The sequence below is a fragment of the Brevibacterium antiquum genome, assembly GCF_016107655.1.
Taxonomy (GTDB): Bacteria; Actinomycetota; Actinomycetes; order Actinomycetales; family Brevibacteriaceae; genus Brevibacterium; species Brevibacterium antiquum.
Genome location: NZ_JABASX010000003.1, coordinates 116,925 through 141,704, shown reverse-complemented (window position 1 = coordinate 141,704; position 24,780 = coordinate 116,925). Strand labels below are relative to the sequence as shown.

At 64.2% G+C, this 24,780-nt stretch carries 22 protein-coding genes; 14 read left to right on the top strand and 8 right to left on the bottom strand.

Annotated features, from left to right (window positions below; translation table 11 throughout):
- Positions 1–57: 57 nt before the first annotated feature.
- Together serB and JFC13_RS06125 are read right to left on the bottom strand one after the other, a co-directional pair.
- On the bottom strand, positions 58–738 hold the full coding sequence (gene serB, locus JFC13_RS06130) for a phosphoserine phosphatase SerB (RefSeq protein ID WP_332839348.1): 681 nt from the start codon (positions 736–738) through the stop codon (positions 58–60).
- A complete protein-coding gene (locus JFC13_RS06125; RefSeq protein WP_198396224.1) occupies positions 735–1,469 on the bottom strand; it encodes a hypothetical protein in 735 nt (244 codons plus the stop codon). Before JFC13_RS06125 ends, serB begins: the two co-directional genes overlap by 4 nt.
- 44 nt (positions 1,470–1,513) lie before the next feature.
- Here JFC13_RS06125 and JFC13_RS06120 point away from each other — a divergent pair, with 44 nt between their 5' ends.
- The 4 genes from JFC13_RS06120 to JFC13_RS06105 are packed head-to-tail and all read left to right on the top strand — an operon-like array spanning position 1,514 to position 4,849.
- Positions 1,514–2,299 (top strand): ABC transporter ATP-binding protein, encoded by a 786-nt coding sequence (locus JFC13_RS06120; RefSeq protein ID WP_198396223.1) that lies wholly within the window; start codon positions 1,514–1,516, stop codon positions 2,297–2,299.
- A 20-nt stretch (positions 2,300–2,319) separates the two neighbouring features.
- Complete coding sequence (locus JFC13_RS06115; RefSeq protein ID WP_198396470.1) at positions 2,320–3,132, top strand: sulfite exporter TauE/SafE family protein; 813 nt, start codon at positions 2,320–2,322, stop codon at positions 3,130–3,132.
- A 4-nt stretch (positions 3,133–3,136) separates the two neighbouring features.
- Positions 3,137–4,027: a TrmH family RNA methyltransferase gene (locus tag JFC13_RS06110; RefSeq protein ID WP_198396222.1), complete on the top strand. Its 891-nt coding sequence runs from the start codon at positions 3,137–3,139 to the stop codon at positions 4,025–4,027.
- Between the two features lie 51 nt (positions 4,028–4,078).
- Positions 4,079–4,849, top strand: coding sequence for a phosphatase (locus JFC13_RS06105; RefSeq protein WP_198396221.1), 771 nt, complete (start codon positions 4,079–4,081; stop codon positions 4,847–4,849).
- Positions 4,850–4,889: 40 nt separating this feature from the next.
- Here JFC13_RS06105 and JFC13_RS06100 read toward each other — a convergent pair whose 3' ends face one another.
- Positions 4,890–5,441 carry a YbaK/EbsC family protein gene (locus JFC13_RS06100; protein ID WP_198396220.1) on the bottom strand — a complete coding sequence of 184 codons (552 nt, stop codon included), beginning with the start codon at positions 5,439–5,441 and terminating at the stop codon, positions 4,890–4,892.
- Positions 5,442–5,617: 176 nt separating this feature from the next.
- Between JFC13_RS06100 and JFC13_RS06095 the strand changes: the two genes are divergently transcribed.
- Positions 5,618–5,872, top strand: a complete 255-nt coding sequence (locus JFC13_RS06095) for a type B 50S ribosomal protein L31 (RefSeq protein WP_009881328.1) — start codon at positions 5,618–5,620, stop codon at positions 5,870–5,872.
- A 117-nt stretch (positions 5,873–5,989) separates the two neighbouring features.
- Here JFC13_RS06095 and JFC13_RS06090 read toward each other — a convergent pair whose 3' ends face one another.
- The 3 genes from JFC13_RS06090 to JFC13_RS06080 form a co-directional block, all read right to left on the bottom strand.
- Positions 5,990–6,814: a PfkB family carbohydrate kinase gene (locus JFC13_RS06090; RefSeq protein ID WP_198396219.1), complete on the bottom strand. Its 825-nt coding sequence runs from the start codon at positions 6,812–6,814 to the stop codon at positions 5,990–5,992.
- Between the two features lie 45 nt (positions 6,815–6,859).
- Complete coding sequence (locus tag JFC13_RS06085; protein ID WP_198396218.1) at positions 6,860–7,324, bottom strand: tRNA (cytidine(34)-2'-O)-methyltransferase; 465 nt, start codon at positions 7,322–7,324, stop codon at positions 6,860–6,862.
- A gap of 177 nt (positions 7,325–7,501) precedes the next feature.
- On the bottom strand, positions 7,502–8,206 hold the full coding sequence (locus tag JFC13_RS06080; protein ID WP_198396217.1) for a class I SAM-dependent methyltransferase: 705 nt from the start codon (positions 8,204–8,206) through the stop codon (positions 7,502–7,504).
- A gap of 263 nt (positions 8,207–8,469) precedes the next feature.
- On the opposite strand from JFC13_RS06080, the gene JFC13_RS06075 reads away from it, so the two are divergent.
- From JFC13_RS06075 to metX, 6 genes are all read left to right on the top strand, one after another.
- On the top strand, positions 8,470–10,146 hold the full coding sequence (locus JFC13_RS06075; RefSeq protein WP_198396216.1) for an HNH endonuclease signature motif containing protein: 1,677 nt from the start codon (positions 8,470–8,472) through the stop codon (positions 10,144–10,146).
- A gap of 39 nt (positions 10,147–10,185) precedes the next feature.
- The gene (locus JFC13_RS06070) at positions 10,186–10,866 is read left to right on the top strand and encodes a DNA recombination/repair protein RecA (RefSeq protein ID WP_232488269.1); all 681 of its coding nucleotides are present in this window, start codon (positions 10,186–10,188) and stop codon (positions 10,864–10,866) included.
- Positions 10,856–12,523, top strand: a complete 1,668-nt coding sequence (locus tag JFC13_RS06065) for a Y-family DNA polymerase (protein WP_198396214.1) — start codon at positions 10,856–10,858, stop codon at positions 12,521–12,523. The genes JFC13_RS06070 and JFC13_RS06065 overlap by 11 nt, the downstream gene beginning before the upstream one ends.
- Positions 12,523–15,876: an error-prone DNA polymerase gene (locus tag JFC13_RS06060; RefSeq protein ID WP_198396213.1), complete on the top strand. Its 3,354-nt coding sequence runs from the start codon at positions 12,523–12,525 to the stop codon at positions 15,874–15,876. Before JFC13_RS06065 ends, JFC13_RS06060 begins: the two co-directional genes overlap by 1 nt.
- Positions 15,877–16,028: 152 nt before the next feature.
- Positions 16,029–17,351, top strand: a complete 1,323-nt coding sequence (locus tag JFC13_RS06055; protein ID WP_198396212.1) for an O-acetylhomoserine aminocarboxypropyltransferase/cysteine synthase family protein — start codon at positions 16,029–16,031, stop codon at positions 17,349–17,351.
- 1 nt (position 17,352) lies between these two features.
- Positions 17,353–18,387, top strand: a complete 1,035-nt coding sequence (gene metX, locus JFC13_RS06050; RefSeq protein WP_198396211.1) for a homoserine O-acetyltransferase MetX — start codon at positions 17,353–17,355, stop codon at positions 18,385–18,387.
- A 155-nt stretch (positions 18,388–18,542) separates the two neighbouring features.
- Here the strand turns inward: metX and JFC13_RS06045 are convergent, their stop codons facing one another.
- Together JFC13_RS06045 and JFC13_RS06040 are read right to left on the bottom strand one after the other, a co-directional pair.
- The gene (locus JFC13_RS06045; protein ID WP_198396210.1) at positions 18,543–20,609 is read right to left on the bottom strand and encodes an acyl-CoA dehydrogenase family protein; all 2,067 of its coding nucleotides are present in this window, start codon (positions 20,607–20,609) and stop codon (positions 18,543–18,545) included.
- The gene (locus JFC13_RS06040) at positions 20,606–21,193 is read right to left on the bottom strand and encodes a TetR/AcrR family transcriptional regulator (RefSeq protein ID WP_198396209.1); all 588 of its coding nucleotides are present in this window, start codon (positions 21,191–21,193) and stop codon (positions 20,606–20,608) included. Before JFC13_RS06040 ends, JFC13_RS06045 begins: the two co-directional genes overlap by 4 nt.
- Before the next feature lie 58 nt (positions 21,194–21,251).
- On the opposite strand from JFC13_RS06040, the gene JFC13_RS06035 reads away from it, so the two are divergent.
- The 3 genes from JFC13_RS06035 to JFC13_RS06025 are packed head-to-tail and all read left to right on the top strand — an operon-like array spanning position 21,252 to position 24,744.
- Positions 21,252–22,541, top strand: coding sequence for an acetyl-CoA C-acetyltransferase (locus JFC13_RS06035; protein WP_198396208.1), 1,290 nt, complete (start codon positions 21,252–21,254; stop codon positions 22,539–22,541).
- On the top strand, positions 22,538–23,890 hold the full coding sequence (locus tag JFC13_RS06030; protein WP_198396207.1) for a 3-oxoacyl-ACP reductase: 1,353 nt from the start codon (positions 22,538–22,540) through the stop codon (positions 23,888–23,890). The genes JFC13_RS06035 and JFC13_RS06030 overlap by 4 nt, the downstream gene beginning before the upstream one ends.
- Positions 23,887–24,744, top strand: coding sequence for a MaoC family dehydratase (locus JFC13_RS06025; protein WP_232488268.1), 858 nt, complete (start codon positions 23,887–23,889; stop codon positions 24,742–24,744). Before JFC13_RS06030 ends, JFC13_RS06025 begins: the two co-directional genes overlap by 4 nt.
- The last annotated feature ends 36 nt before the right edge of the window (positions 24,745–24,780 follow it).

Genomic DNA, 24,780 nt, shown 5'->3' with positions numbered 1-24,780 from the left:
AACGCGTTTCAGGCGCCTGAGTTCTATTCACCCGCGGTCACTCACCCGCGGTGACGTTCACACCTGGGTGCGTGCCTCGATGAGGGTGAGCACCTCACGCAGATCACGATTCGTCACCGAGGCGTCAGCTGCAGCGACAAGCGCCGGTTTCGCACAGAAGGCGACGCCCAGACCCGCGGCCTGGATCATGCCGATGTCGTTGGCGCCGTCGCCGATGGCCACTGTTCGGGCCCGATCACATCCGTATTTCGATGACAGCTGCTTGAAGATCTCCGCCTTCGCACTCGGATCGATGACGCGACCGCTCGTGACTCCGGTCAGCAGTCCCTCGGCAGAGTCGAGACCATTGGCGTAGACCTCGGTGATGCCCATCGACTCCGCAACCGGAGCGATGATCTGGGTGAAGCCACCGGAGACCAGGGCAACGACACCGCCGCCTGACTGAACGGCCGCGACGAGTTCGCGGGCACCTTCGGTCAGCGTGATCTGGGCCCCCACCTCGTGGAGGACGGAGACCGGCAGACCTTTGAGCAGCGCCACCCGCTCTGCCAGCGATGCGGCGAAGTCCAACTGGCCTGCCATGGCACGTTCCGTGATGTCGGCAACCTGGGCGCCCACCTCGGCGTGGACGGCGATGAGGTCGATGACCTCCTCATTGATGAACGTCGAATCGACGTCCATGACGAGGAGCTGGACGGCGTTGCCTGGCATCGGGGTGGAGGAGTCTAAGTCAATCACCCCTTCATCGTAGCGACCGCCATGATGTAGTCGGCGGCCGCGGGGTGGAGACGCGAGAGCAGATCACCGAAGGCGGGAGGTGCGACCGTGGCCGGAGCCAGCACTGTGCGCATCCGCTCATGGATGTCCAGCGCCGCATAGATGGCTCGGGCGTCGGCGACCGAGGGGATGAGCTTCGAGATCGGATGATTCAGGCTCAGCTCCTCCTGCCAGTCCCGCCACGGCCCCTCTCGCCAGTCGGCGGGAACCTCGATCGACTCGATGAGGTTCAGTCCCTCCATCACAAGGAGCCGGAGTCGGCGCAGCGCCTCGGCAGGGGTAGCCACGGTGACCGGATGAAAGACCGTGTCACGGCAGGCGATGACCTCGACGTTCGCCTCGGCGCCCAGAAGGACCACCGCACCTTGGTGGGAACCGGAGTGGAGGACGATCGGTGCCGTATGCCGGCCGACCTTGAGCCGATCGGCCTTGTCCACCGGCGGAGTCGTATGCGGCAGCGAAGGGTGATGCAGTGCGAGCCGAGCATGCGTGATTCCAGCGGCGCCAGCCTCGGCGGTGAAAAGCAGCAGACCCGTCGGCGGTGAGGTGCCGAAGACCTCGTCGGAGACGATGAGAGGGACATCACGATCATCGTCGAGGAATGCGGCACTGACCTCGTCAGGGGCGAGGCTGGAGTGCAGGCGATGGTTCATCGCCAGGGTCAGCAGCAGTGAGTCGGTAGTCAAGTCCATGTCGAACCAGAATAGACGCCGAGCCTGCGATAGAGTTGGCTGATATGAGTGATGTCCTGACTTTGGATTCTGTTTCCGTGCGCCGAGGAGAGAATTTCCTCCTCCAAGATTTTTCCCTGACCGTCTCTGAAGGTGAGCATTGGGCCGTTCTCGGACCCAACGGCGCCGGGAAGACGACTCTGCTGGAACTGGCTGCAGGACGAATGCACCCGACGACGGGTTCGGTCGGGATCCTGGAGGAGCGCCTCGGGCGCGTCGACGTCTTCGAACTGCGCCCGCGCATCGGCTACTCCTCGACGGCTCTGGCCAACCGCATTCCTCTGTCCGAAGCCGTCCTCGACACCGTGCTGACCGCCGCCTATGGCGTCACCGGTCGCTGGGTCGAGGCGTATGAGACCACCGACATCGACCGAGCCAAGGACCTCCTCGCCGCGTTCAACATCTCGCATCTGGCCGATCGCACCTTCGGCACCCTGTCCGAGGGCGAGCGCAAACGCGTGCAGATCGCCCGCTCACTCATGACCGACCCGGAGCTGCTGCTGCTCGACGAGCCTGCCTCCGGACTCGACCTGGGCGGACGCGAAGAACTGCTGGCCGCGTTGACGGAGATCCTGTCCTCGAAGTGGGCTCCGGCGACGATCATGGTCACCCACCATGTCGAGGAGATCCCTGTGGGCATCACACACGTGTTGCTGCTGGCCGAAGGCACTGATCTTGCCGCCGGCCCCATCGATGAGACCCTGACCGCCGACAATCTGTCGGCGACCTTCGGCATCGACGTGAAGCTCACCCGCGACGGGCAGCGGTTCCACGCCCGATCCCCTTACTGAGCATGGACCCAGTTCTCGGAATGGAACTGTGGCAGATTGCGCTGATCGTCCTCGCCGGAATCGGTGCTGGCGGCATCAACGCCGTTGTCGGTTCCGGTACCCTCATCACCTTCCCGGTTCTCGTGGCCTTCGGCGTGCCACCGGTCGTGTCGACGATGAGCAATGCTGTCGGACTGATCCCCGGCAACATTGCCTCGTCCTTCGGCTATCGAGAGGAGCTGAAGGGCCAATGGCGACGGATCCTCGGCTTCGTGCCGGCCTCCATCTTGGGGTCGCTGACCGGTGCCTATCTGCTGCTCCACCTGCCCGAAGATGCGTTCGAGACGATCGTCCCGGTGCTCCTGGTCGTCGCCCTCGTCATGGTCGTGGCCCAGCCGGCGCTTTCGCGTCATCTGAAGAGCCGAGCGGTTCGTCGCGCTGAAAAGTCAGGCAGAGAGCATGTGGCGGCCTCAGTCGGCGATAAGCTGTCCACCGGTCGCTACATCCTGGTCCTGCTCGTCGTCTTTCTCACCGCGATCTACGGCGGCTACTTCGCCGCAGCTCAGGGGATCATCCTCATTGCTCTGCTCGGGCTGATCCTGCCCGATGACCTGCAGCGTCTCAACGGACTGAAGAACGTTCTGGTCCTCGTCGTCAACACGGTCTCGGCGAGCACCTACATCATCGTCGGTCACGACCGGATCAACTGGATCGCCGTGATCTGCATCGCGATCGGCTCGCTCATCGGCGGCTACTTCGGTGCTCGCGTCGGACGGAAGTTCTCACCTGTGCTGCTGCGCACCATCATCGTCGTCCTCGGCCTCGTCGCCATCTGGCGCATCCTCACATTGTGATCGCATGAACACTCCGGCCAAGGCACCACTGACACGGCAGCAGGTCATCGACCGTGCCGCCGAGCTCGGCATCAGTGCCGAGCGACTGCACTTCTTCGACGAAGAGACGTTGTCTTCATCCGCACAGCACCTGTATGACTACACTCAGCTGACGGATGTGGCGCTTCGCAGCATCCGTGAACCAGCCGAGGGGCTCTTCATCGCCGAGTCCTCGAAGATCATTCGCCGCGCCCACGCCGCGGGCATGGTTCCCCGGTCATACCTGACCAGCCCCAAATGGCTCTTCGACTTAGCCGACCTCATCGCCGCCAACGATGCTCCGATCTTCATCGGCACCGACACCGCTGTTGAGGCCCTGACAGGATTCCACCTCCACCGAGGTGCTCTGGCCGCCATGCATCGCCCGCAGGCGCCCGCTGTCGCCGATCTCGTGGCAGATGCCCGACGCATCGTCGTCATCGAGGACGTCGTCGATCACACGAACGTGGGTGCGATCTTCCGGTCCGCCGCCGCATTCGGAGTCGATGCTGTGCTGGTGACGCCGAGGTGCGCCGACCCTCTCTACCGACGTTCCATCCGAGTGTCCATGGGCACAGTTTTCCAGGTGCCATGGACGCGCATCGAATCCTGGCCGGCTGGTGTCGATTCTCTGCGTGAACTCGGTTTCCATGTCGTGGCACTGGCCCTCGACGAGGACTCCGTGGCGATCCGCGAGTTCGCAGCAGACGCTCCCGAGCGCACAGCCATTGTCTTCGGCACCGAGGGCGACGGTCTGCGACGCTCGACGATCGCCGCCTGCGATTCGACTGTCATGATCCCGATGTCCGGGGGAGTCGACTCCCTCAACGTCGCAGCCGCCTCGGCGGTGGCCTGCTTCGCCCTGCAGAACGACTGAGGTCGGACGGCAGCCCCAACCCGAATCGACACTGAGAACGAGAGGACCAGAGTGGACCGCACATCGCTTGCCGCCGCCCTAGAATCCGGACGCATCACCGGAGAGGTGGCGACGCCGAGGGAGAACAACCTCTCCCACATCCACCGATTCCTTGCACAGGAGAGGCAGTTCGACTTCGGTGTCGAACTCACTCGCGACTGGGACTATGACTCCGTGTTCGCGCTCATGGTTGACCGGTGCGGTCTGCGCCCGGAGACCGACTTCATCGAGGGAGTCGACACGATCTCCACGCAGGCCTGCATCGACGCACTGCAGCGGCTGGCGAGCGCCATCGGCGACATCACCCGTGCCGGGGGCGAGATCCTCTTCGCCACGGGTCATCCCGCGGGTCTGCTGCCCGTACATATGGCGATCGCCGAGGCAGCGGAAAGCCACGGTGCCCGCATCGTCGGCCAGGTCAACGCGATCCCCGTGCCCGGCCTCGGCGGCGACTGCAGACAGATCAACCGGGTGTGGACCTGGCACCAGCACGGTGGAACTCCGCACACCCATCTCGCCGAACCCATGCACGCACTCCTTGACGACATCACCCGCCGAGGCGGTTCGACCCCGGATCTGATCGTGGCCGACCACGGTTGGGCAGGCGCGGCATCGAGCCGTGGACTGCGCACGCTGGGGTATGCGGACTGCAACGATCCGGCCCTCTTCGTCGCCGAGGCCCAAGGCGTCATCGAGGTCACCGTCCCCCTCGATGACGACGTCGTACCCCACCTCTACGAACCGCTCATCGCCTACGTCCTGGAGCAGGCCGGACTGAGCTGAGGGAACTCTGCCGGGGTGGGCCGGAAGCCGGACCAGATACTCAGTCGATCTCGTTCGCGAGCCCTTCGACCACCTCGGCGGTGGGAAGGGACGCCAGTGCCGCGCCCGAGAGCATGAGCTTGGACCCGCGGATGCCGGAGCCGATGATGAGCTCTTTGGCCTCGGCCACACGTGAGTCGATGAGAATCCGGTAGTTGTCGGGCAGACCGATCGGGCCGATACCGCCGTACTCCATATCCGATTCGCCGACCGCACGATCCATGGGCAGGAATGAGGCCTTGCGGACGTCGAGGAGCTTCTTCACGCGCTTGTTGACATCGGCGCGCGTGTTCGCGAGCACCATGCAGGCCGCGATCCTTTCCTCACCGGCGCGTGAACCTGCGACGAGAACACAGTTGGCCGAAGTCTCAGGTCCGAGACCGGTCGCGTCGAGCAGGGCCGAAGTGTCAGCGATCTGCGGGTCGATGGCAAAGGCGACGACATCACCGGTGATCGACGGGATCGCCTCGGCGGTGGGCTTGGCCATGAGATCGGGAGCCGATGCTGCGGGAGTGAGGTCGAATTGCGCAGAGATGCGTTCCTTGGTGTTCATGGCCACAGTGTAGGAGACGGTGTGCGAATCGCATTGAGCGAGTCCATCAGATAGACTGGGCTGTCGTCTCGTGTCCGGTTCCTACGGTGCGGGGCGTGTCCAGCAGACGAATTCGGGCACTGGCGGATGGGTCGACCCATACCAGGCGCCTGAGCGGATTCAGCAAAGGTAAGAATATGAAAAAGGACATCCACCCGGAATACGCACCGATCGTGTTCAACGATCTGTCGTCGGGAACCAAGATCCTCACCCGCTCGACCGCGAAGAGCGACAAGACGATCGAATGGGAAGACGGCAACACCTACCCAGTCATCGACGTTGAGATCTCGAGCGCATCGCACCCGTTCTACACCGGAAAGCAGCGCATCCTCGACTCCGCAGGCCGCGTCGAGAAGTTCAAGGATCGCTACAAGGGCTTCGGCAAGCGCTGATCCCCAGTCGGTTCCGACCGATCAGACGGTTCCGACCGTCACGCATGACTCATGCGAACTGCCCCGCACACCTGAGACGGTGTGCGGGGCAGTTCTTTTTTGCTCTGTGCTCAGTTATCAGTCCACGCTGACGCGGACGTCTGGCGACGGCTGAGTCCGTGCCGCGGGGTGGAACAGCGAGGCAACGCCGGTGGCATTGTCGAGGCAGTTCGCGATGCCGTGGGCGACCTTCTCCTTCGCCGAGACGACCGCGTCCTCAATGCTCAGCCCGGTGGCGATGCCAGCGGCGATGGATGAGGCGAACGAACAGCCTGCACCGTTGACGAGCTTCTCATTGACCTTGCGTGAACGCAGCGTCGTGACGCTCTCACCGTCGAAGAGGATGTCGATTGCGTCATCACCGGCCAGGCGTGCACCGCCCTTGACGACGACGTTTTCGGCACCCTGAGAGTGGATGATCTTCGCGGCCTCGACCATTCCCTCAACCGAATCGATCGGATCGATTCCGGCCAGTGTCGCGGCCTCCTCGAGGTTCGGGGTGATGACGGTGGCCAAAGGGACGAGATTGTCGACGAAGAGATCCTTGAGATCGACCATCGTGCCCGCACCCTTACACACGAGGACGGGGTCGAAGACATAGGGCAGCTCATTGGTCTTGAGCTTCTCGGCCAGGACGAGAGCGTTCTCCACGGATCCGAGCATGCCCGACTTGATCGCATCGAACGTGTGCACGGCCAGAGTCGATTCGAGCTGCCTCGTCACAACCTCGGGGTCGATGAATTCGATGACGTGGCTGAAGCCGTCATTCGGGTCGAAGGTGACGATGCAGGTCACGGCGGCGGTGCCGAACGCGCCGTATTCTTCGAACATCTTCAGGTCAGCTTCGAGCCCTGCTCCGCCTGAGACATCGGAGCCGGCGATCGTGAGCACTTTGGAGGTCATAGTGGTCCTTTCGGGAATTGCTGTCGGGCAGAAGTCTACGCGCGTTCAGGCGCCGGCGTATCCCTGCTGTCGCCAGGCCTCGTAGATCGCGATCGACGCGGAATTGGCGAGGTTGAGCGAGCGCCGAGAGGGCAGCATCGGGATGCGCACGGACAGGTCCACATGCTCATCATCGACGACTGCATCGGGCAGGCCCGTCGACTCCTGACCGAAGAGGAGGACATCACCGTCACGGTAGTCCACCTCGGCGAAGGACTGCTCCGTATGAGTGGTGAATGCGATGACCCGACGCTCGCCGAGGTGGTTCCACAGATCCGTCAGAGAAGCGTGGACCGTGACGTGGGCAAGATCGTGATAATCCAGCCCCGCACGACGCAGTTTCGCATCGGAGAGGTCGAAGCCCAAGGGTTCGACGAGGTGGAGGTGGGCCCCCGTGACTGCGGCCAGGCGTATCGCGTTGCCGGTGTTGCCGGGGATCTCAGGAGTGTGGAAGACGATGTCGATGTTCATATGAGATCCATTTTGTCACGTTCGCAAGTCGCTTTGGCTCTCATTCCAGCCAGGTGGTCTCGAAGTGCGGGGAAGAGCGGATGTGCGCTGCTTCAAACCCGTCTTCGTCGGTGACGAACGTGTGCGGAGTCTCGGCACCGATGACGAAGACCCATCCGGTGGAGCCGGGGACCGGAGTCAGGCTGGCTGGCGGACGAGCAGGTAGCCCTGCCGTGTCGCCTCTGGGAATCGGCCCGCTTGGTCCGGTTCCCGTTCGAGCTGGGTCACGGGGACGAAGCCGTGGTCAGCGAGAACCGTGAGCACCTGATCGATCGAGCGACGGTGGAAGTCGAGATCGACCGTGAAGCCGGCGGCCGTCGCCTGATGGTCGATTCGATCGCCGAGCTGGAAGGCCAATTGGAACAGCCCACCCGGCCGCAGCACTCGTGCCGCCTCAGCAAAGACTGTGTGCAGGGACTCATCGGGAACGTGGATGATGGAATACCACGCGAGGAGTCCGGAGAAGCTGTCGTCGCCGTAGGGCAGTGCTGTCATGGTTCCGGTGGTGAAATCGAAGGTGGGGTAGTGGCGCGTTGCCAGGTCGATCATGGCGGGGGAGAGGTCGAGGCCCGACGGAGACAGACCCAGGGCGGCAAGGAATGCGGTGATCCGACCGGGGCCGCACCCGATTTCCAGCGTCTGGGAATCCCCTGTGGCGAGCACGAGTTCCGAAAAGGCACCGAGAACTGCTCGATCGTGTGGCTTGGCCGTGAGCTCGTCTGCAATCCAGCCCGTATAGGTCTCGGCGATCGCATCGTAGGAGGCCCGGGTGGCTGCCTCTCGGTCCGAATCCTGGGGGCTGCTACGGGAGAGGGCCGCGTCGTCATTCGTCTCATCGCTCATGCGAACAGCCTACGGCGTGATGCTGCGATCGAGCCTGGTGCGTCCCCGCGGGGACGCTTGCGCATTCAGGAGATTCTAATTCTGTAGAACGCCGTCCTTGCGAATATGAATCAGATTAGAATATGACAAGCTGATTCAACAGAGTGAATCATGATGATCCGGATGTCATGTCAGTGGCGCCTCGTATGGTGAAAGTATGGTTCGAGGTCATGGGGACTCGCGAACCGAACGGCCACAGGGGCCGAAGGGGAAAGGTGGCAACCATGGTCGAGAACACGGCTGCAGATCCATTTGCGGACTATCCGGACCCGTTCTCAGATTCAGAGATTCTCAAATCGATGAGCGTCGATCCCAGCGACTACGGCAGAGGCTCGAGGGCGCAGGTGGAAGCTCCGCACGCCGAGCCGAGCACTGGAGGCCGCGGCGGTGGTGAGACGGATGCGGATCCTGAGACGGACACGGGGACTGGGCTCGGCGCCCTCACCTCCGAGGAGCTGGTTGCCGACATTCGACGCAACATCTCGTGCATCGCCTTCTGCCATGCCCGTGTCATCGCACTCATCGACGAGGTCGAACGCCGAGGCCTGTGGGCCCAGTGGGTGGGTGTGACATCGCTGCCTCAGTGGGTCATGCACATCGCTGCCGTCAGCGCACACACCGCACGGGAATACGTCCGCGTGATGATGGCGCTGCGCGAAATGCCGAAGGTCAAGGAGAGCCTGGGGGAGGGGAATGTCAGCTTCTCCAAGGTGCGCGAGGTCACCAGGCTGGTGGGGCGGATCCCCGATGAGGAGGCCCTGTGCTTAGCCGATGTCTCCACCGGAAGCCAGATCGGTGTGATTGCTCGCAACTACCTCCAGCTGTCCGACGCGAACGAGGCCGGTGGGCCACCCCGCTTCCTTCCGAGCGACAGCGTGAGTATGCGGACCACCGAACCCGGTCGGACCCGCATCACGATCGACCTGGGCGAGGATGAGGCCGCTGAGTTCTCCTCGATGCTCGACGCTGCTCGGCATGTCCTTGAACAGCAGTCTGACGCGAAGGAGCAGTCCGACGCGGAAGAGGTCGACAGGGACGAGCAGGAGAGGCCCTCGTACGATCCGATCTCGCAGGTCATGTGCCTGATGGAGATCGTGCATGCGTTTCCGCAGGCAGAGTCGTCCGGCACCGTTGACGTCGACCGCGCCCGCATGCTCGTGCATGCCTCCGCCGAGGTGGTGACCAGATTCGGTGCCCTCGATACAGCGGTCGCTGAGCACGAGACCGCTGAGCACGAGACCACCGATGCTGTCCTCGACGACGTCCCCGCGGGGACGTCTGCGGTCGGGAAGAAGGACCTGACCTGTCGGGTTGACGGCTTCGGTGGCATCACCTCGGCGACGGCGGAACGGCTGAGCTGCGAAGCCCTGATCAGTGGGGCGATCAAGGACGCCGATGGAGACGTGCTCATGCTCGGCCGTTCGAAGAGGCTGGTGAGCAGACGCCAACGCCTGGCGCTGAGCGCACGGGACATGGGATGTCAATTCCCCGGCTGCCGCGCCCGCAGGAGGTGCGAGGCTCACCATATCCGTCCGTGGTCACAGGGCGGAGCAACGGACCTGGACAATCTCATTCTGCTCTGCCGCACGCACCACACGGCGGTGCACAAATATGAGTTGAATATCTCACGGACCCCAGCACCCTTCGCCGGAACGCTGGACGGACAGGCGGCATTCGCCTTCTTCCTGCCCGACGGCTCGCAGCTGCTTCCGCTCGAGGAGAGGAGGCGAGGGCGCCACGTCTTCGACACGGCGCGGCTGGTGAAAGTTGCCGAAAAGGCGGTAGCCGAAGCGGATCCGAGCACTCTCGGCGGCGGGTACGGCTTCAGCCTGGACTATTGCATTGCGTGGATGTTCGAAGCGGAATGGCGACACGCCCGGGCGAACAATGCCGCTGCGTAAATCTTGCCTATTTAGAACACTAGTTCGATAATGGATGTCATGTCTGCAGTGCCACTCGTTGAACAGCTCAGCCGGGAGATGGGTATCTCCACGGCCACTGCTCTGTTCGATGGGCCTGCCCCCCGCGCTGTGGATCCGGTGCTGGCACCGATGTTTCGCCGAGGCGGTCTTCCCAGAGGCGAGATCGTGACACTGACCGGGGGTCAGTCCTTGAGCTGTGCCCTCGCTGCGATCGCCGTCGCAACCCAGGAACAGAAATGGTGCGCCGGCATCGGGCTCGGAGAACCGGCCGTGTCGTCTATTGCCGATCTGGGCGTTGACCTCGACCATTTCGTCAACCTCGTCACCCCCGCCGAGGACTGGCTGCGGGTGGCCTCCATCCTCATCGAGTCCTTCGATATCCTCGTCATCGACCCGGGATTTCTGCCCAGCGCTGGAGAACGCGCCCGGCTGCTGGCGAAGGTGCGCGAACGTAAGATCAGCCTCATCAGTCTGACGTCGATGCCCGGAAGTACGGAGCAGATCGAGATCACCGACACACAGTGGTCGGGCACGGAACACGGCCATGGACGTCTCCGCTCCTGCCTCGTGCAGGCCCGATCCCAGACCGGCGTCCACCGGTTCCTGCTGCCAGGACCGGACGGGACTCCTGCCGAGGCACCCGCAGCTTCGCCATCTGAGGGTGTATTCGAACGGCCGGTGATCCGCAGTGTCAGCTGACGCCGCTGCTGAGCCCAGGGCTGTGCGCACCGGCACCGCTGACTGTCGCACGCTGGTTCTGACCGTTCCCGATTGGTCCGCGGTGGCGGCCGCGACCGAGCATGACCTCAGCCCGCGCACTCCGGTGGCGGTTCTCAGCGGAGGCAAGGTGGTCGCTGCCAATGCGCCTGCGCGCGCAGCCGGAATCGCTCTGGGCAACAACAAACGCGCGGTCGGGTACCGCTGCCCCGAAGCACATGTGGTGGCCTGGGACGAGGAGGCAGACAACCGACACTTCTCCGCCGGAGTCGGAGCGCTCGAGGAACTCGTGGCACGGTTCACTCTGCTCAGCCCCGGCACGCTCGCCATTCCCCTCGACTCGCTCAAACACGGCTATGACGATGAGCCCAGCGCCGTGGAGGCGCTGATCTCAGCACTCGTATCGGTCACCGGGTGGGAGTTCTTCCCCGGCATTGCCGACACCGTGTTCGCGGCAGTCCTCGCCGCAGGACAGGCGCGTCGGGTTGAGCCAGGGGAGACCGCGGAGTTCTTGGCCGCTCAGCCGATCAGCACCCTCGAATACGTCGGGGCAGGCGCGACCGAACTCATCGATACCTTCACCCAGCTGGGTCTGCGAACCCTGGGCGATCTGGCCGACATCGACGCGCGGGACGTGAACTCACGATTCGGGGCACTGGGCAAGCGCGCGCACGATCTGGCCACAGGAACCGAGTGGACGCCGCTGAATGATCATGTCCGGGAGGAACGACCCAATGTCGAACTCGGTCTGGACACGCCGACCACCCGCAGCGACACTTTGGGATTCCTGACCCGCCAGCTCGCCGCCGACCTGCTGACGACAGTGCGGCGCCGAGGGCTCGTGTGCACGCAGATCACAATCGAGCTCATCGCTGTCTCAGGGCAGTCCTCGAAGCGGACGTGGCGGATCGAGGACATGAACGAGAACACCATCGCCGATCGTCTGCGGTGGCAGGCAGAGGGATGGTTGGCAGGCGCCGCTCGAAAGGGACCGGCCACGTCCCGGAAGGACACACCGCCTGCCCGCAGGGACAGGGAGGCCCCGGCTCCCGACGAGCCCGGCCCCGACCCGGAAGACTTCTCCGAAGAGGGCATCATCGCTCTGGGCCTCGTGGCCGCAGAGCTGACCACCCCCATCGGTGCGACGAAGAGCCTGTTCGATGAGAACACCGGACAGGTCACCCACACGCTGGAGCGACTGCAGGGACTGTTCGGTCCCGATTCGGTCCTGGTCCCGGGTCTGCAGGGCGGATGGGATCCGGCCGAGACGAACCTGTGGACACCGTGGCAGCAAGCGGCATCACCTGTGCGCAGCCCCGGCGCACCTTGGCCCGGGGCACTGCACGCACCCCGACCGACGACGGTCGAACGTCTGCCCGTCGACGTGCTCGCTGCGGGAGGCCGACCGGTGGGAGCACGTCCCGCTGGCCTGGAATCGGCGCCGTATGCGATCCGCTTTCCCACCGGAACCGCCGAGGCGGTCATTGACTATTCGGGCTCCTGGCCCGTCGAATCCGGTTGGTGGGATCCGACGAAAGCCATCTACCGGACCCGGCTGCAGGTCGTCACCGACTCGGGGCAGGCACTGCTGCTGAGCAAAGAGAACGGCCAGTGGTACATCACCGGACGGTACCGCTGATGGGCTTCTCGAATCCGCGCACCCCCTGGTCCCAGCTGGCTCAGCGGCTGGAGGGCAAACAGGCCAGCCGCAAACAGGTCGCCGACAGGCAGACGGTCAACAGGCAGACGGTTGACGAACACGCCGACGGATCCGACGCGCCCGCCTTCTCCCGACCAGACCGCCATCAGGTCTCGGTGGGCCCAGGCGGCTCCGATGGTGTCGGCCGGTATTCGGGGCCTGGCCAGGGGCCCATTCTGCGCACTTCGACCGTCGAGTGGGCCGAGCTGCATGTGCACTCCCAGTTCAGCTTCCTCGACGGGGCCTCCGACCCGGAAGAGCTCGTGGCCGCAGGTGCGGCCGCGGGGCTGACGTCCTTGGCGCTGACCGATCACAACGGTCTCTACGGTGCGGTGCGGTTCGCCCATGCCGCCGCCGAGGTGGGGCTGCCCACCGTCTTCGGCGCGGAGCTGTCCGTGGGGTTGGAGGAGAAGATCCCCGGCCAGACCGATCCCGATGCCACCCACCTTCTGGTCCTTGCCCGCGGAGTCGAGGGATACCACCGACTGTCGATGGCCATCACCGGGGCCAATCTGGCAGGGGAGAAGAACCGGCCGGTGTTCGGTCTCGAAGAGCTGGCCGCGATGAGCGGGGACTGGACGATCCTCACCGGCTGTCGCAAAGGCCCTCTGCGCCGAGCCCTGAACGAGCCTGATGGTGGGCTCGGAGTCCTGCGTGAGCTCATCGCGCTCTTCGGGCGCGAGCGGATCGCGGTCGAACTCAGCCGGGACGGAACCCCGGATGACGATGAACGGCTGCGCCACCTCGGCGAGCTTGCACAGCGGACCCATCTGCCGGTCGTGGCCAGCAACAGCGTGCACTTCGCTACCCGGGCGCAATGGAAGTCCGCGCAGGTGAGAGCCTCGGTGAGGTCTCGGTTGTCCCTCGACGAGCTGGCCGGGTGGCTGCCGGCGACAGCGAATGCCCGGATCCATACGGGCGAGGAGATGGCCGCACGCTTCCCTCGGCAGGCCTTGGAGAACGCGGTGGCCATCGGCAGGGAATGCTCCTTCGTCCTGGGCTCCGCCCGTCCGGATCTGCCGCGTGCTCCGATGCCCGATGCGCTTGGGGCCGAAGAGTATCTGCGCGAGCTCATCGAGGATCGCGGCGCGAAGCGCTACGGATCCCGGACTGCGAACCCGAAGGCGTGGGCGCAGCTCGATCGGGAGATGAACATGATCGCGGAACTGGGGTTCTGCGGGTACTTCCTCATCGTCTATGACATCACCGAGTTCTGCCATCGGGTGGGGATCTTCTGCCAAGGGAGGGGCTCGGCGGCGAACTCCGCCGTCTGCTATGTCCTCGACATCACCGCCGTCGACGCGGTCAAGCACGAACTTCTCTTCGACCGCTTCCTCTCACCGGATCGCAAGGGGTACCCGGACATCGACATCGACATCGAATCGGGCAGGCGGGAGGAGGTCATCCAATACGTCTATGACCATTTCGGTCGGGAACGGGCCGCTCAGGTCGCCAACGTCATCACCTACCGGGCGAAGTCGGCGATCCGGGACGCGGCCTTCAGCCTCGGCTACGAGCCCGGCCAGCAGGATGCGTTCTCCAAGACCAGCAATCGTTGGTCGACCCTGCCCGAGGCCGAGGATTCCCCGGTCCCGGCCCCGGTGCTCAGAATCGCCGGTGACCTCCTGGGCTCACCCCGTCACCTGGGCATCCACTCCGGCGGCATGATCCTCGCCGACCGGCCCATCGGTGAGGTCGTTCCGATCGAGAAGGCCACGATGGGCCATCGCACCGTCGTCCAATGGGACAAGGACGACTGCGCGGCCATGGACCTGGTGAAGTTCGACCTGCTGGGGTTGGGCATGCTCACAGCGCTGCACGAGATGGTCGATCTGGTCCATCGGCATACGGGTGAGCTCATCGAACGCGCCCACATCGACGATGAGGACGATCGCGTCTACACGATGCTGCAGAAGGCCGATGCGGTGGGTGTCTTCCAGGTCGAATCGCGAGCCCAGCTGGCGACCCTGCCTCGCCTGCGTCCGGAGACGTTCTACGATCTCGCCGTTCAGGTCGCACTCATTCGGCCCGGCCCCATCCAGGGCGGGTCCGTCCACCCCTACATCCGCAGACGGCAGGGCCTTGACGAGGTCGAATACCTCCACCCACTGCTGGAGAAGTCCCTGGCCAAGACCTACGGGGTGCCGCTGTTCCAAGAGCAGCTCATGCAGATGGCCATCGACGTCGGCGGCTTCACCGGAGCCGATGCCGACCAGCTGCGGCAGGCCATGGGATCGCGGCGGTCAGAGAAGCGGATGACCGAACTGGCGGCGAAATTCCAGGCCGGGGCCGCAGCCAAGGGCGTCGACGAGGAGACCGCGGAGTCCATCTTCTCCACGATTGCCGCGTTCGCCAACTACGGGTTCCCCGAATCACATGCGATCAGCTTCGCGAACCTGGTCTACCAGTCGGCCTGGTTCAAATACCATCACCATGCTGCGTTCACCGTGGGCCTGCTGCGCAGTCAGCCGATGGGCTTCTACTCACCGCAATCCCTCGTCGCCGACGCCCGTCGTCACGGTGTGAAGATCCTGCCTGTGGACATCCGCCACTCGATGGCCGGCAGCGATCTGGAGCGCGTCGAGACCTCGGGCGAGTTCGGGATCCGATTGGGTCTGGACTCGGTGTCCCATGTCGGCTCCTTCGCCGAGGTGATCGAGACCGAACGCGCGAACGCACCGTTCACCTCGGTGACGGACCTGGCAGAGAGAACCGGAATCGGAAAGCAGGCACTCGAAGGGCTCGCCACCGCAGGAGCACTGAGCAACTTCGACCTCGACCGCAGACAGGCACTGTGGTTGGCCGGAGGCGTCGCGGGAGCACACCCGGGCGTGCTCCCCGGAACTGCCACGATCTCCTCGGCGCCGAGCCTGCCGACCATGGATGCCTTCGACACGACCCTGGCCGAACTCTTCTCCACCGGGATCACCGTCGACGGATACCCGACCGAGATCCTGCGAGCGTCCCTGATCGAACGGGGCTATGCCTCGACGGCGGATGCCGCAGCGGCTGCGGACGGGACCCGGATGACGGTGGCCGCCATCGTCACACACCGACAGCGCCCGGCCACCGCCTCGGGGATCACATTCATCAACCTGGAGGACGAGTTCGGGATGCTCAACGTCGTCGCCACGGCCGGGCTGATGAAACGGTTCCGGCCGATCGCGACCTCGCGCAACGCACTCGTGGTCACCGGGCTGATCCAACGCGGTGGAGAGGTCGTGAGCCTCTACGCCCACAAGCTCATCCCGCTTGAGGTGCAGCTGCCGACCAAGGCCCGCAACTTCCGCTGATGATGTGTGACGGAACATGACGACACATGACACGAAGATGACGAGATCGCATCGGGGAAGTCACAGAGTCAATGAGAGTAGAGCCATCACCACCACTCGCACCACCCGCATGGACGATTGCGGGCGAACCCGTCGCATCCGAAGGAGACATCATGGCTCAGTCATTCGAAACCCGCCAGATCCACGCCGGTCAGACACCCGATCCGGTCACCGGATCCCGCGCGCTGCCCATCCACCAGACGACCTCGTTCGTCTTCGACAGCAATGAGACGGCCGCGAATCGCTTCGCACTCGCCGAGCTCGGCCCCATCTACACCCGCATCACCAACCCGACCACTGAGGTAGTCGAGAACCGCATCGCCGACCTCGAAGGCGGCGTCCACGCCGTACTCACAGCATCGGGACAGTCAGCAGCTCTGCTGGCGATCACGAATATCGCCGAGGCCGGTGACCACATCGTCGCCAGCTCCAGCCTCTACGGCGGAACCTACAACCTGCTTCACGTGACCCTGCGCAAGCTGGGCATCGAGACCACGTTCGTCGACGTCGATGACTTCGATGGATGGAAGTCAGCAGTGCAGGACAACACCAAGCTCTTCTTCGCCGAGGTTGTCTCCAACCCCCGCTCCGATGTCCTCGACATTGCCGCTGTGGCCGACATCGCCCACGAGGCAGGTGTTCCGCTCTTCACCGACAACACCCTGGCCACCCCCTACCTGGTGCGTCCGATCGAGCACGGTGCCGACGTCGTCCTCCACTCGGCCACGAAGTACCTCGGCGGACACGGCAACTCGATCGCCGGTGTCGTCATCGACAGCGGAAACTTCGACTACGGCACGCAGCCGGAGAAGTTCCCCGGGTTCAACACCCCGGATGAGTCCTACAACGGTCTGGTCTACGCTCGCGATCTCGGCGCGGATTCGCCGTTCGGAGCAAACGTCTCCTTCGGCCTCAAGGCCCGTGTGCAGGGCCTGCGCGACCTCGGACCGGCTGCCAGCCCGTTCAATGCATTCCTCATCGCCCAGGGAATCGAAACCCTGAGCCTGCGCATCGACCGCCATGTCGAGAACGCGAACAAGGTTGCTTCCTACCTCGAGAACCACGAACAGGTCAGCCGGGTCGCCTTCGCCGGAATCGAGTCCAGCCCCTGGCACGACAAAGCCAAGAAGTACCTGCCGAACGGTGTCGGATCGGTCCTCGGCTTCGACATCGCCGGAGGCTTCGACGCCGCTGTGGCATTCGTCAATGCGCTTGAACTGCACTCACACGTGGCCAATATCGGCGACGTCCGCTCGCTGGTCATCCACCCGGCATCGACGACCCATGCCCAGCTGGACGAAGAGGCACAGATCGCCGCCGGCGTGAACCCCGCCTTCGTGCGTCTGTCCGTGGGACTCGAAGGCAGCGACGACATCATCGCCGACATCGACAAGGGCTTCGTCGCTGCCGCAGCGAAGGCATCGGCCGCCGCCTGACATGACTACCCAGAGCACTTCCGTCGAGCGAATTCTGGGCTTCGTCACAGAATCCGGACACACGTTCGGGACTGTCGAAGTCGCCTATGAGACCTTCGGCACACTCAACACTGACCGCAGCAATGCGATCCTGGTCGAACACGCCCTGACCGGCGATACCAGCGTCACCGAATGGTGGTCAGGAATCGTCGGTCCGGGCGAGGCGATCGACACGGACGAATACTTCGTGGTGTGTGCGAATTCGCTCGGCGGGTGTTCGGGAACCACCGGTCCGCAGTCTGTCTATGACGACGGTCTGCCCTACGGATCACGATTCCCTGCGGTCACGATCCGCGATATGGCCCGACTGGAACACAATCTCACTCAGATCCTCGGCATCGACTCCTGGTATGCCGTCATCGGCGGATCGATGGGCGGAGCCAGAGCCCTCGAATTCGCACTCCTCGATCGACGCAAGGTGAATAAGTGCGCGATCATCGCAGCACCGGCCTTCTGCGAAGCCGATCAGATCGCCTGGGCGATGATGCAGGAACGCGCGATCGAACTCGACCCTGACTACTATTCCGGTGACTACACCGCGGTCGGCGCCTTCCCTGCACAAGGGTTGGGCCTGGCCCGCCAGATCGCCCACCTGACCTACCGCAATGATGCGGAACTCAACCACCGGTTCTCCAGCCGACGCAGATCGCCTGACTATCATGAGGTCACTTCGTACCTCGACTACCAGGCGAAGAAGCTCACCGCCCGATTCGACCCACACAGCTACGTCGTGCTGTCTCGCGCCCTGCGCGATCACGACGTGCGCACCGGTCGCTCACAGGACTTAGCGACTGCATTGGCCGATGCCTGCACCGACAACCTCGTCGTCTCAGTCTCCTCCGATCGGCTGTTCCCGACCGCACAGGTCGAACTGCTCGCGCAGAAATTGCCCGGAGCGGTCAGCCATCACGTCATCGAATCCGAGGTCGGTCACGACGGTTTCCTCACGGAGACTGCGGCGGTCTCGGCGGCGCTGACGGACTTTCTCCGCGCCTGAACGCATCCAAGCGTATTCAAACACGCGTCCAAACGCGTTCAAACGCATCCCATTGTGCTGGACACAGCCCCGGGCTCAACGTGAGAGGGCCGTGCGGCTGATTCGTCGCACGGCCCTCTCACCTACCTGTCAGGATTCACTGCCTGTCAGGGCTTCTACTTTCCAGCCTTCGCCTTGCGGCCGTCCTTCTCAGCCGCCTTCCGCGCTGCCTTCTCTGCCTTGCGCAGCTGCTTCTCCGGCACCGCATAATCCTCCTGCGCACGGGAGTGACGGTAGTAGTCAGCGGCTTCGTCCTGTCGCTCAGCCTCGACACCGGTCGCGATCGTGGCGCGGCGGTGATCATCGCCATAGCCGAAGGCGTCCACCAGGTCCAAGGCGTTGGCAGACAGCTTCTCGCACAGGCGATTCAGCGTCTCGTTGAGCTGCCGGGCGCGCAGCATCGGCAGACGACCGTACATGAGGTGCCAGCCCACGTGCTTCTCGATGAGGCTGAGACCGTAGGTGTCGCGCAGACGTCGGAACAGCTTGTTCTGGTCGGGGTCCTGCTGCTCCCTCATCGCCTCGTCGAGGGCCTTCCACTTCTCCAACTCGACGTAGGCACGGGCCATCTCGATGAACTCATGCTGATTGGAGTTGAACAGGTCCGCGGCATCGGCGGCTGACATCTTCATCGCCGGCCGCAGCGCCTGAGCGAGTCCGGAGACCATGACTTCGAGCCGGGTCTCGAGAAGCGAGCGCTGCAGACGTCCCGAGCGGATCCGCTTCTCGCCGAGGTTGGGAGTGAATACGTCGGAGATGGCGAGCCCCGCATTGGCCAGTCCGGTGCGGTAGAGCGTGTGCTCGGCCGCCTGGGTGCCGATGTAGCGGGCGGCCCCGCCGACGTCGATGTTCGCGAATTCCTTCGCATAGTCGCCGAGGAGGCGCTTGGCTGCCAGCTGCAGGAGCACCGTGTTGTCGCCTTCGAACGTGGCGTAGATGTCGAGGTCGGCGCGCAGCCCCACCAGGCGGTTCTCGGCCATGTAGCCGGCTCCGCCGCAGGCTTCCCTCGCCTCTTGGATGACGTCGAGGGCCATCCATGTCGTGTCGGCTTTGAACGCCGCGGCTCGGGTTTCGAGCAGAGCGCGATTCTCCTCGCTCTCGTCGGCCCCGGAGAAGACTTCCTCGAACGAGGTGAGCAGCTTCTCGTGGGCGAAGGCCGAGGCGTAGACCGAGGCGATGGCCGGCATGAGGCGGCGCTGGTGCTGCTGATAGTCCAGCAGGGTGGTCTCGTTGATGTCATCGACAGTGGTGAACTGCTTACGTTCGAGTCCGTAGCGCACGGCGATGTCGAGCGCCAGCTTCGAGGCCACGATGGCCGCACCGTCGAGGGAGACGCGGCCCTGGACGAGGGTTCCGAGCATCGTGAAGAAGCGACGTCCGGGGGAGTCGATGGGGGAGGTGTAGTCGCCCGCGGGATTCACAGCGCCGTAGCGATCGAGAAGATTGAACCGAGGAATGCGAACCTGCTCGAAGACGATCCGACCGTTGTCGACGCCCTTGAGCCCGCCCTTGTAGCCGTCATCTTCGATGCTGATGCCCGACAGGATATTCCCGCTCTCATCTCGGATCGGCACGAAGAACGCATGCACACCATGGTTGACCCCATTGGTGATGAGCTGGGCGAAGACGACCGCGGCACGTGCATCACGGGCGGCATTGCCGATGTATTCCTTGGTCGCGGCACGGAAGGGCGTGTTGATGACGAACTCTTCCTGATCGGCCTCATAGGTCGCCGTGGTGCCGACCGCGGCCACATCGGAGCCGTGGCCGATCTCCGTCATTGCGAAGGATCCCAGAAGTTCGCCCTGCTGTGCCGCGACCAGCCAAGCATCGTGCTGTTCGGGGTTGCCCAGGTGCAGGATCGCTCCGCCGAAGAGCCCGAACTGGACTCCTGCCTTGACCTGGAGGCTGGGGGAGGCGGTGACGGTCTCCTCGAAGCTGGCGATATTGGTCGCATGCTGGTTGCGTCCGCCGAGTGAGGGTGGCAGGGCCACCATCGGCAGTCCGGTGCCAGCCATGAGCTTCACTCCGGCCAGCGTCTTGGCTCGGGTGGTCTCGAGGTCATCGGCAGGGTCTTCATGGGTGATCTCTTCGAGTGCCAGGGTGCGCCCCTGGCGTCGAGCCTCGGCCCACTGGCCGTCGAGGGCGGTGTTGATCGCCTGTGGATCAAGGGAAAGCTTCATTCGTCTACTCCTAGTTTTGCGGGCAGCGAGGCCCAGAGCCATTGACTGATTGCGGTGGCGAATTCATCGGGGCGGCTGGGATCGGCCAGCCAGTTCTCAGTCGCGGCGCGCACGAATCCGATCGCACCTGCTGCCCACAGCTGTCCCTGAGTGCCCTCAAGGCCAAGCCGATCGGCGAGGAGCCCAGCGATCGAGTTGAAGAACCCACCGGTCTCCGTCGGTGCGAAGCGATTGACCGCTGTATCGCAGAATCGGTAGATATTCGGTGATTCTGCGGCGAGCGCGACGAAGGCGTGGATCATCTTCGTCAGTGCATCCTGCGCCGAGGCTGCTGTTGCGTCGTCGAGTGACTTGGAGATGACATCCATCGCCCATTCGCCCATTGCCGCCTGCAGTCCGGCACGATCCGTGAAATACCGGTAGAGCACTGACTTCGTTGTGCCCGAATGCTCTGAGATCTGCTCCATCGACAGTTCGTCGCCGTGCTCATCGACGACATGCCGGACGGCGCGCAGCAGCTCGTGGCGCCTGTGGTCGCGATGCTGCTGCCACCGAGTGGACCGACCATCTGTGAGCGATTTCATGTGACAGACGGTATCAGGTACTGTCGGTAACAGTTAAATCCATATACCGGAGGTGCAAATGTCCACTCCCACTCAGCGCGCCGTCATCCTTGGCGGTAACCGCATTCCGTTCGCTCGTTCGAACAAGCAGTATTCCAAAGCGAGCAATCTCGATATGCTCACGAGCGCCCTCGACGGACTCGTGGCTCGCTTCGGCCTGGCCGGAGAGAGCATCGGCGAGGTTGCCGGTGGTGCCGTCCTGAAGCATTCGAAGGACTTCAACCTCACCCGTGAGGCAGTCCTTGGTTCCGCCCTGTCGCCGACAACTCCCGCGTTCGACGTCGGGCAGGCCTGTGCCACCGGTCTTGAGACCGTGGTCAGCCTCAACAACAAGATCAATGCCGGCCAGCTTGAGTCGGGCATCGCCTCCGGCGTCGACTCCGCGTCGGATGCACCCATCGTCGTCAATGATTCGATGCGTGAGATCCTGCTCGAGCTCACGCGCGCGAAGACCCTGGCCCAGCGGGCGAAGATCGCTGCTCAGATCCGACCGGCCTACCTGGCTCCCCAGGCGCCGTCGACGGCTGAGCCCCGCACAGGCATGAGCATGGGCGAGCATCAGGCGATCACCACTGCCCAGTGGCAGATCACCCGTGAGGCTCAGGACGAACTGGCTCTGGCCTCCCATCACAACCTCGCCCGTGCTTGGGATGAGGGCTTCTTCGATGATCTCTCGACGCCCTACCTCGGCGTCAGCCGCGACACCAACATGCGCGCGGACTCGTCCGCCGAGTCTCTGGCCAAACTCTCGCCCGTGTTCGGTAAGAAGCTGAGCTCGCCGGCGACGATGACTGCAGGCAACTCGACGCCCCTGACCGACGGTGCTTCCTCAGTCCTCCTCGGCAGTGAGGACTGGGCTCGCGAACACGGCTTCACGCCTTTGGCCCGCCTCGTCGACGCCGAAGCCGCAGCCGTCGACTTCGTCGACGGAGCCGAGGGGCTGCTCATGGCCCCGGCCTACGCGGTTCCACGCCTGCTGGCCCGCAACGGGCTGACGTTCGAGGACTTCGACGTCTTCGAGATCCACGAAGCATTCGCCTCGACCGTGCTCAGCCACCTCGCGGCATGGGAATCAGAGAAGTTCTGCCGTGACAAGGTCGGCCTCGACGGTGCACTGGGCACCATCGACCGAGCCAAGCTCAACCCGCTCGGCTCAAGCCTCGCCGCCGGACACCCGTTCGCGGCGACCGGTGGGCGCATCATCGCCTCCACCGCGAAGTACCTCAAGCTCACCGGCAAGAAGAGGTCGCTGGTCTCGATCTGCGCAGCAGGCGGCCAGGGACTCACCGCGATTGTGGAGGCAGCATGAAAGACACCTACCTGGGCTTGGTCAACGGCCCACTGAAGCAGGTCGCGAAGACTCTGGGCCTGCCGCAGCCGGTCGAACTGCACCGCTTCGACTCGACTCCGGCGGACTACCGCCGGAAACCGGTGCTCGTACTCGGCTCCGGACCAGAGGCGCAGAAGCTTGCCGACCTGCTGTTGGACAACGGCTTCGAGGTTCGACGCCACGCCAACTCGGGGGAGTCCCTGCGAGCCATCATCGCCGTCTTCGACGAAGCCACCGCGCCCGTCGATCTCTCGGCGCCCGTGCTCGAGATCGGTTCAGCCCTGCGATCGCTGGCCCGCTGCGGACGCGTGATCACGATCTCTGCTGCCCCGAACCCGCAGCAGCAGAGCCCCGAAATCGCGGCCGCGACTCAGGGGATCACCGGCCTGACACGGTCCATGGCTCACGAGATGCGCCGCGGAGCCACCGCCAACGGGATCCTCCTCGACGGCGTCGACGTGCAGGCACCATCCGTGTCCACCGCACTGTGGTTCCTCCTCTCGGGCAAATCGGCCTATGTCTCGGGCCAGTTCATCACCGTCTCGACGCAGGCCGGCACCCCGATGGGGATGAAGGAGTTCCTCTCCACCGGCGAGGCCGGCCCGCTGGCAGGACGCACCGCAGTCGTCACCGGTGCCGCTCGGGGTATCGGTGCAGCGATTGCGCGCAACCTGGCCCGTGACGGTGCGCAGCTCATCGGCGTTGACATGCCGCAGGCCGGGCAGGCTCTGGCAGAGGTGATGAATGAGGTCGGCGGCAGGTCCCTCCAGCTCGACATCACCACGGAGACCGCTGCGGAGACGATCGCCGAGGCGGTCGGAGGTCCCGTCGATATCCTCGTCCACAATGCCGGAATCACCCGGGACAAGATGCTGGCGAATATGGATGCCTCCCGCTGGGACTCCGTCATCGCCGTCAACATCGCCTCCCAGTCCCGGATCAACGCCCATCTGCAGGCCAAGGGCCTCTTCGCCGAGGGCGCGCAGGTCGTGTCACTGGCCTCGACCTCGGGCATCGCAGGCAACCGCGGGCAGACGAACTACGCAACCTCGAAGGCCGGAGTCATCGGACTCACCGCCGCCTCGGCGCCGGACTTCGCGCAGCGCGGAGGAACGATCAATGCTGTGGCTCCCGGCTTCATCGAAACCGATATGACAGCCAAGATGCCAGCCTTGACCAGGCAGGTTGCACGCAGGCTCTCCAGCCTTCAGCAGGGTGGACAGCCTGTCGACGTGGCCGAGACCATCGGATTCCTCGCCTCGGCGGGGGCCCGGGGGATCAACGGTCTGACGCTGCGGGTGTGCGGCCAGAACATGGTGGGTGCATGATGGCGAAGGATTCGATGCTTCCGCTGTACGCGAAGGCGGTGCTCAAGGCTCTGCCGTTGGGCACACGCACGAGCCCGGACCTGCCCAACCGCTCCCTGGATCGCAGCATGCCGATCGAGGCCGATGCCTACGCCGGTTTCACCACCGTCATCGGTGCCGGACTGGGCAACACCGTCCACCCGGGATACCTTCACGTTCTCGCGTTCCCGCTGAGCATGCAGCTGCTCGGCGACCCCGAGGTGCCGCTGCCGATGATGGGCATGGTCCACATCCACAACAGGATCGACAGCCTCGGCGCCGTGCATATCGGTGACAGCGTCGACTTCCATGTGGAGTTGGCCGGTCCCTACCAGCATTCGGCCGGAACCACGATCGAGGTCATCGTCGAGGCGAAGGTTGAGGGCGCCCTGCGCATGCGTGAGACCACGACCTATCTGGCTAAGGGCAAGAAGCTGCCCAATGCAGAAGCGAAACCACAGCCGCCGCGGGAGGAGTTCACTGCTCCCACCCCGAGCGCACTGTGGCGACTCGATCCGATCATCGGCCAGCGCTATGCCCACGCCTCGGGTGACTACAACCCGATCCACCTCAACGGATTGGCCGCGAAGGGCTTCGGCTTCCCGCGCCTCATCGCCCACGGCATGTACGGTGCCTCGCGCGCGTTGTCCGCGGTCGATACGAGGCTCGAGTCATACCGCTGGGATGTGTCATTCGCCAAGCCCGTGCTGCTGCCCTCGACCGTTGGGTTCGCCATTACCGAGGGACAGAGGCATGAGGCCGCGAAGTTCGCCGTCTTCGATCTCAAGTCCGGTAAACCGCACATCCTCTCAGAGGTCTCAGCACTCAGTGAGTGAGCCTGTGCAGGCCCCGGTGAGCGCCTCAGCAGAATC

Excerpts from the sequence above, each read along its gene's own strand:
- metX (WP_198396211.1), top strand. The coding sequence starts at position 17,353 with ATGACTACCCAGAGCACTTCCGTCGAGCGAATTCTGGGCTTCGTCACA.
- JFC13_RS06110 (WP_198396222.1), top strand. The coding sequence starts at position 3,137 with ATGAACACTCCGGCCAAGGCACCACTGACACGGCAGCAGGTCATCGAC.
- JFC13_RS06045 (WP_198396210.1), bottom strand. The coding sequence starts at position 20,609 with ATGAAGCTTTCCCTTGATCCACAGGCGATCAACACCGCCCTCGACGGC.
- JFC13_RS06060 (WP_198396213.1), top strand. The coding sequence starts at position 12,523 with ATGGGCTTCTCGAATCCGCGCACCCCCTGGTCCCAGCTGGCTCAGCGG.
- JFC13_RS06035 (WP_198396208.1), top strand. The coding sequence starts at position 21,252 with ATGTCCACTCCCACTCAGCGCGCCGTCATCCTTGGCGGTAACCGCATT.
- JFC13_RS06025 (WP_232488268.1), top strand. The coding sequence starts at position 23,887 with ATGATGGCGAAGGATTCGATGCTTCCGCTGTACGCGAAGGCGGTGCTC.
- JFC13_RS06090 (WP_198396219.1), bottom strand. The coding sequence starts at position 6,814 with ATGACCTCCAAAGTGCTCACGATCGCCGGCTCCGATGTCTCAGGCGGA.
- JFC13_RS06070 (WP_232488269.1), top strand. The coding sequence starts at position 10,186 with ATGTCTGCAGTGCCACTCGTTGAACAGCTCAGCCGGGAGATGGGTATC.
- JFC13_RS06120 (WP_198396223.1), top strand. The coding sequence starts at position 1,514 with ATGAGTGATGTCCTGACTTTGGATTCTGTTTCCGTGCGCCGAGGAGAG.
- JFC13_RS06100 (WP_198396220.1), bottom strand. The coding sequence starts at position 5,441 with ATGAACACCAAGGAACGCATCTCTGCGCAATTCGACCTCACTCCCGCA.
- JFC13_RS06125 (WP_198396224.1), bottom strand. The coding sequence starts at position 1,469 with ATGGACTTGACTACCGACTCACTGCTGCTGACCCTGGCGATGAACCAT.
- JFC13_RS06030 (WP_198396207.1), top strand. The coding sequence starts at position 22,538 with ATGAAAGACACCTACCTGGGCTTGGTCAACGGCCCACTGAAGCAGGTC.
- JFC13_RS06080 (WP_198396217.1), bottom strand. The coding sequence starts at position 8,206 with ATGAGCGATGAGACGAATGACGACGCGGCCCTCTCCCGTAGCAGCCCC.
- JFC13_RS06055 (WP_198396212.1), top strand. The coding sequence starts at position 16,029 with ATGGCTCAGTCATTCGAAACCCGCCAGATCCACGCCGGTCAGACACCC.
- JFC13_RS06075 (WP_198396216.1), top strand. The coding sequence starts at position 8,470 with ATGGTCGAGAACACGGCTGCAGATCCATTTGCGGACTATCCGGACCCG.
- JFC13_RS06040 (WP_198396209.1), bottom strand. The coding sequence starts at position 21,193 with ATGAAATCGCTCACAGATGGTCGGTCCACTCGGTGGCAGCAGCATCGC.
- JFC13_RS06085 (WP_198396218.1), bottom strand. The coding sequence starts at position 7,324 with ATGAACATCGACATCGTCTTCCACACTCCTGAGATCCCCGGCAACACC.
- JFC13_RS06095 (WP_009881328.1), top strand. The coding sequence starts at position 5,618 with ATGAAAAAGGACATCCACCCGGAATACGCACCGATCGTGTTCAACGAT.
- JFC13_RS06115 (WP_198396470.1), top strand. The coding sequence starts at position 2,320 with ATGGAACTGTGGCAGATTGCGCTGATCGTCCTCGCCGGAATCGGTGCT.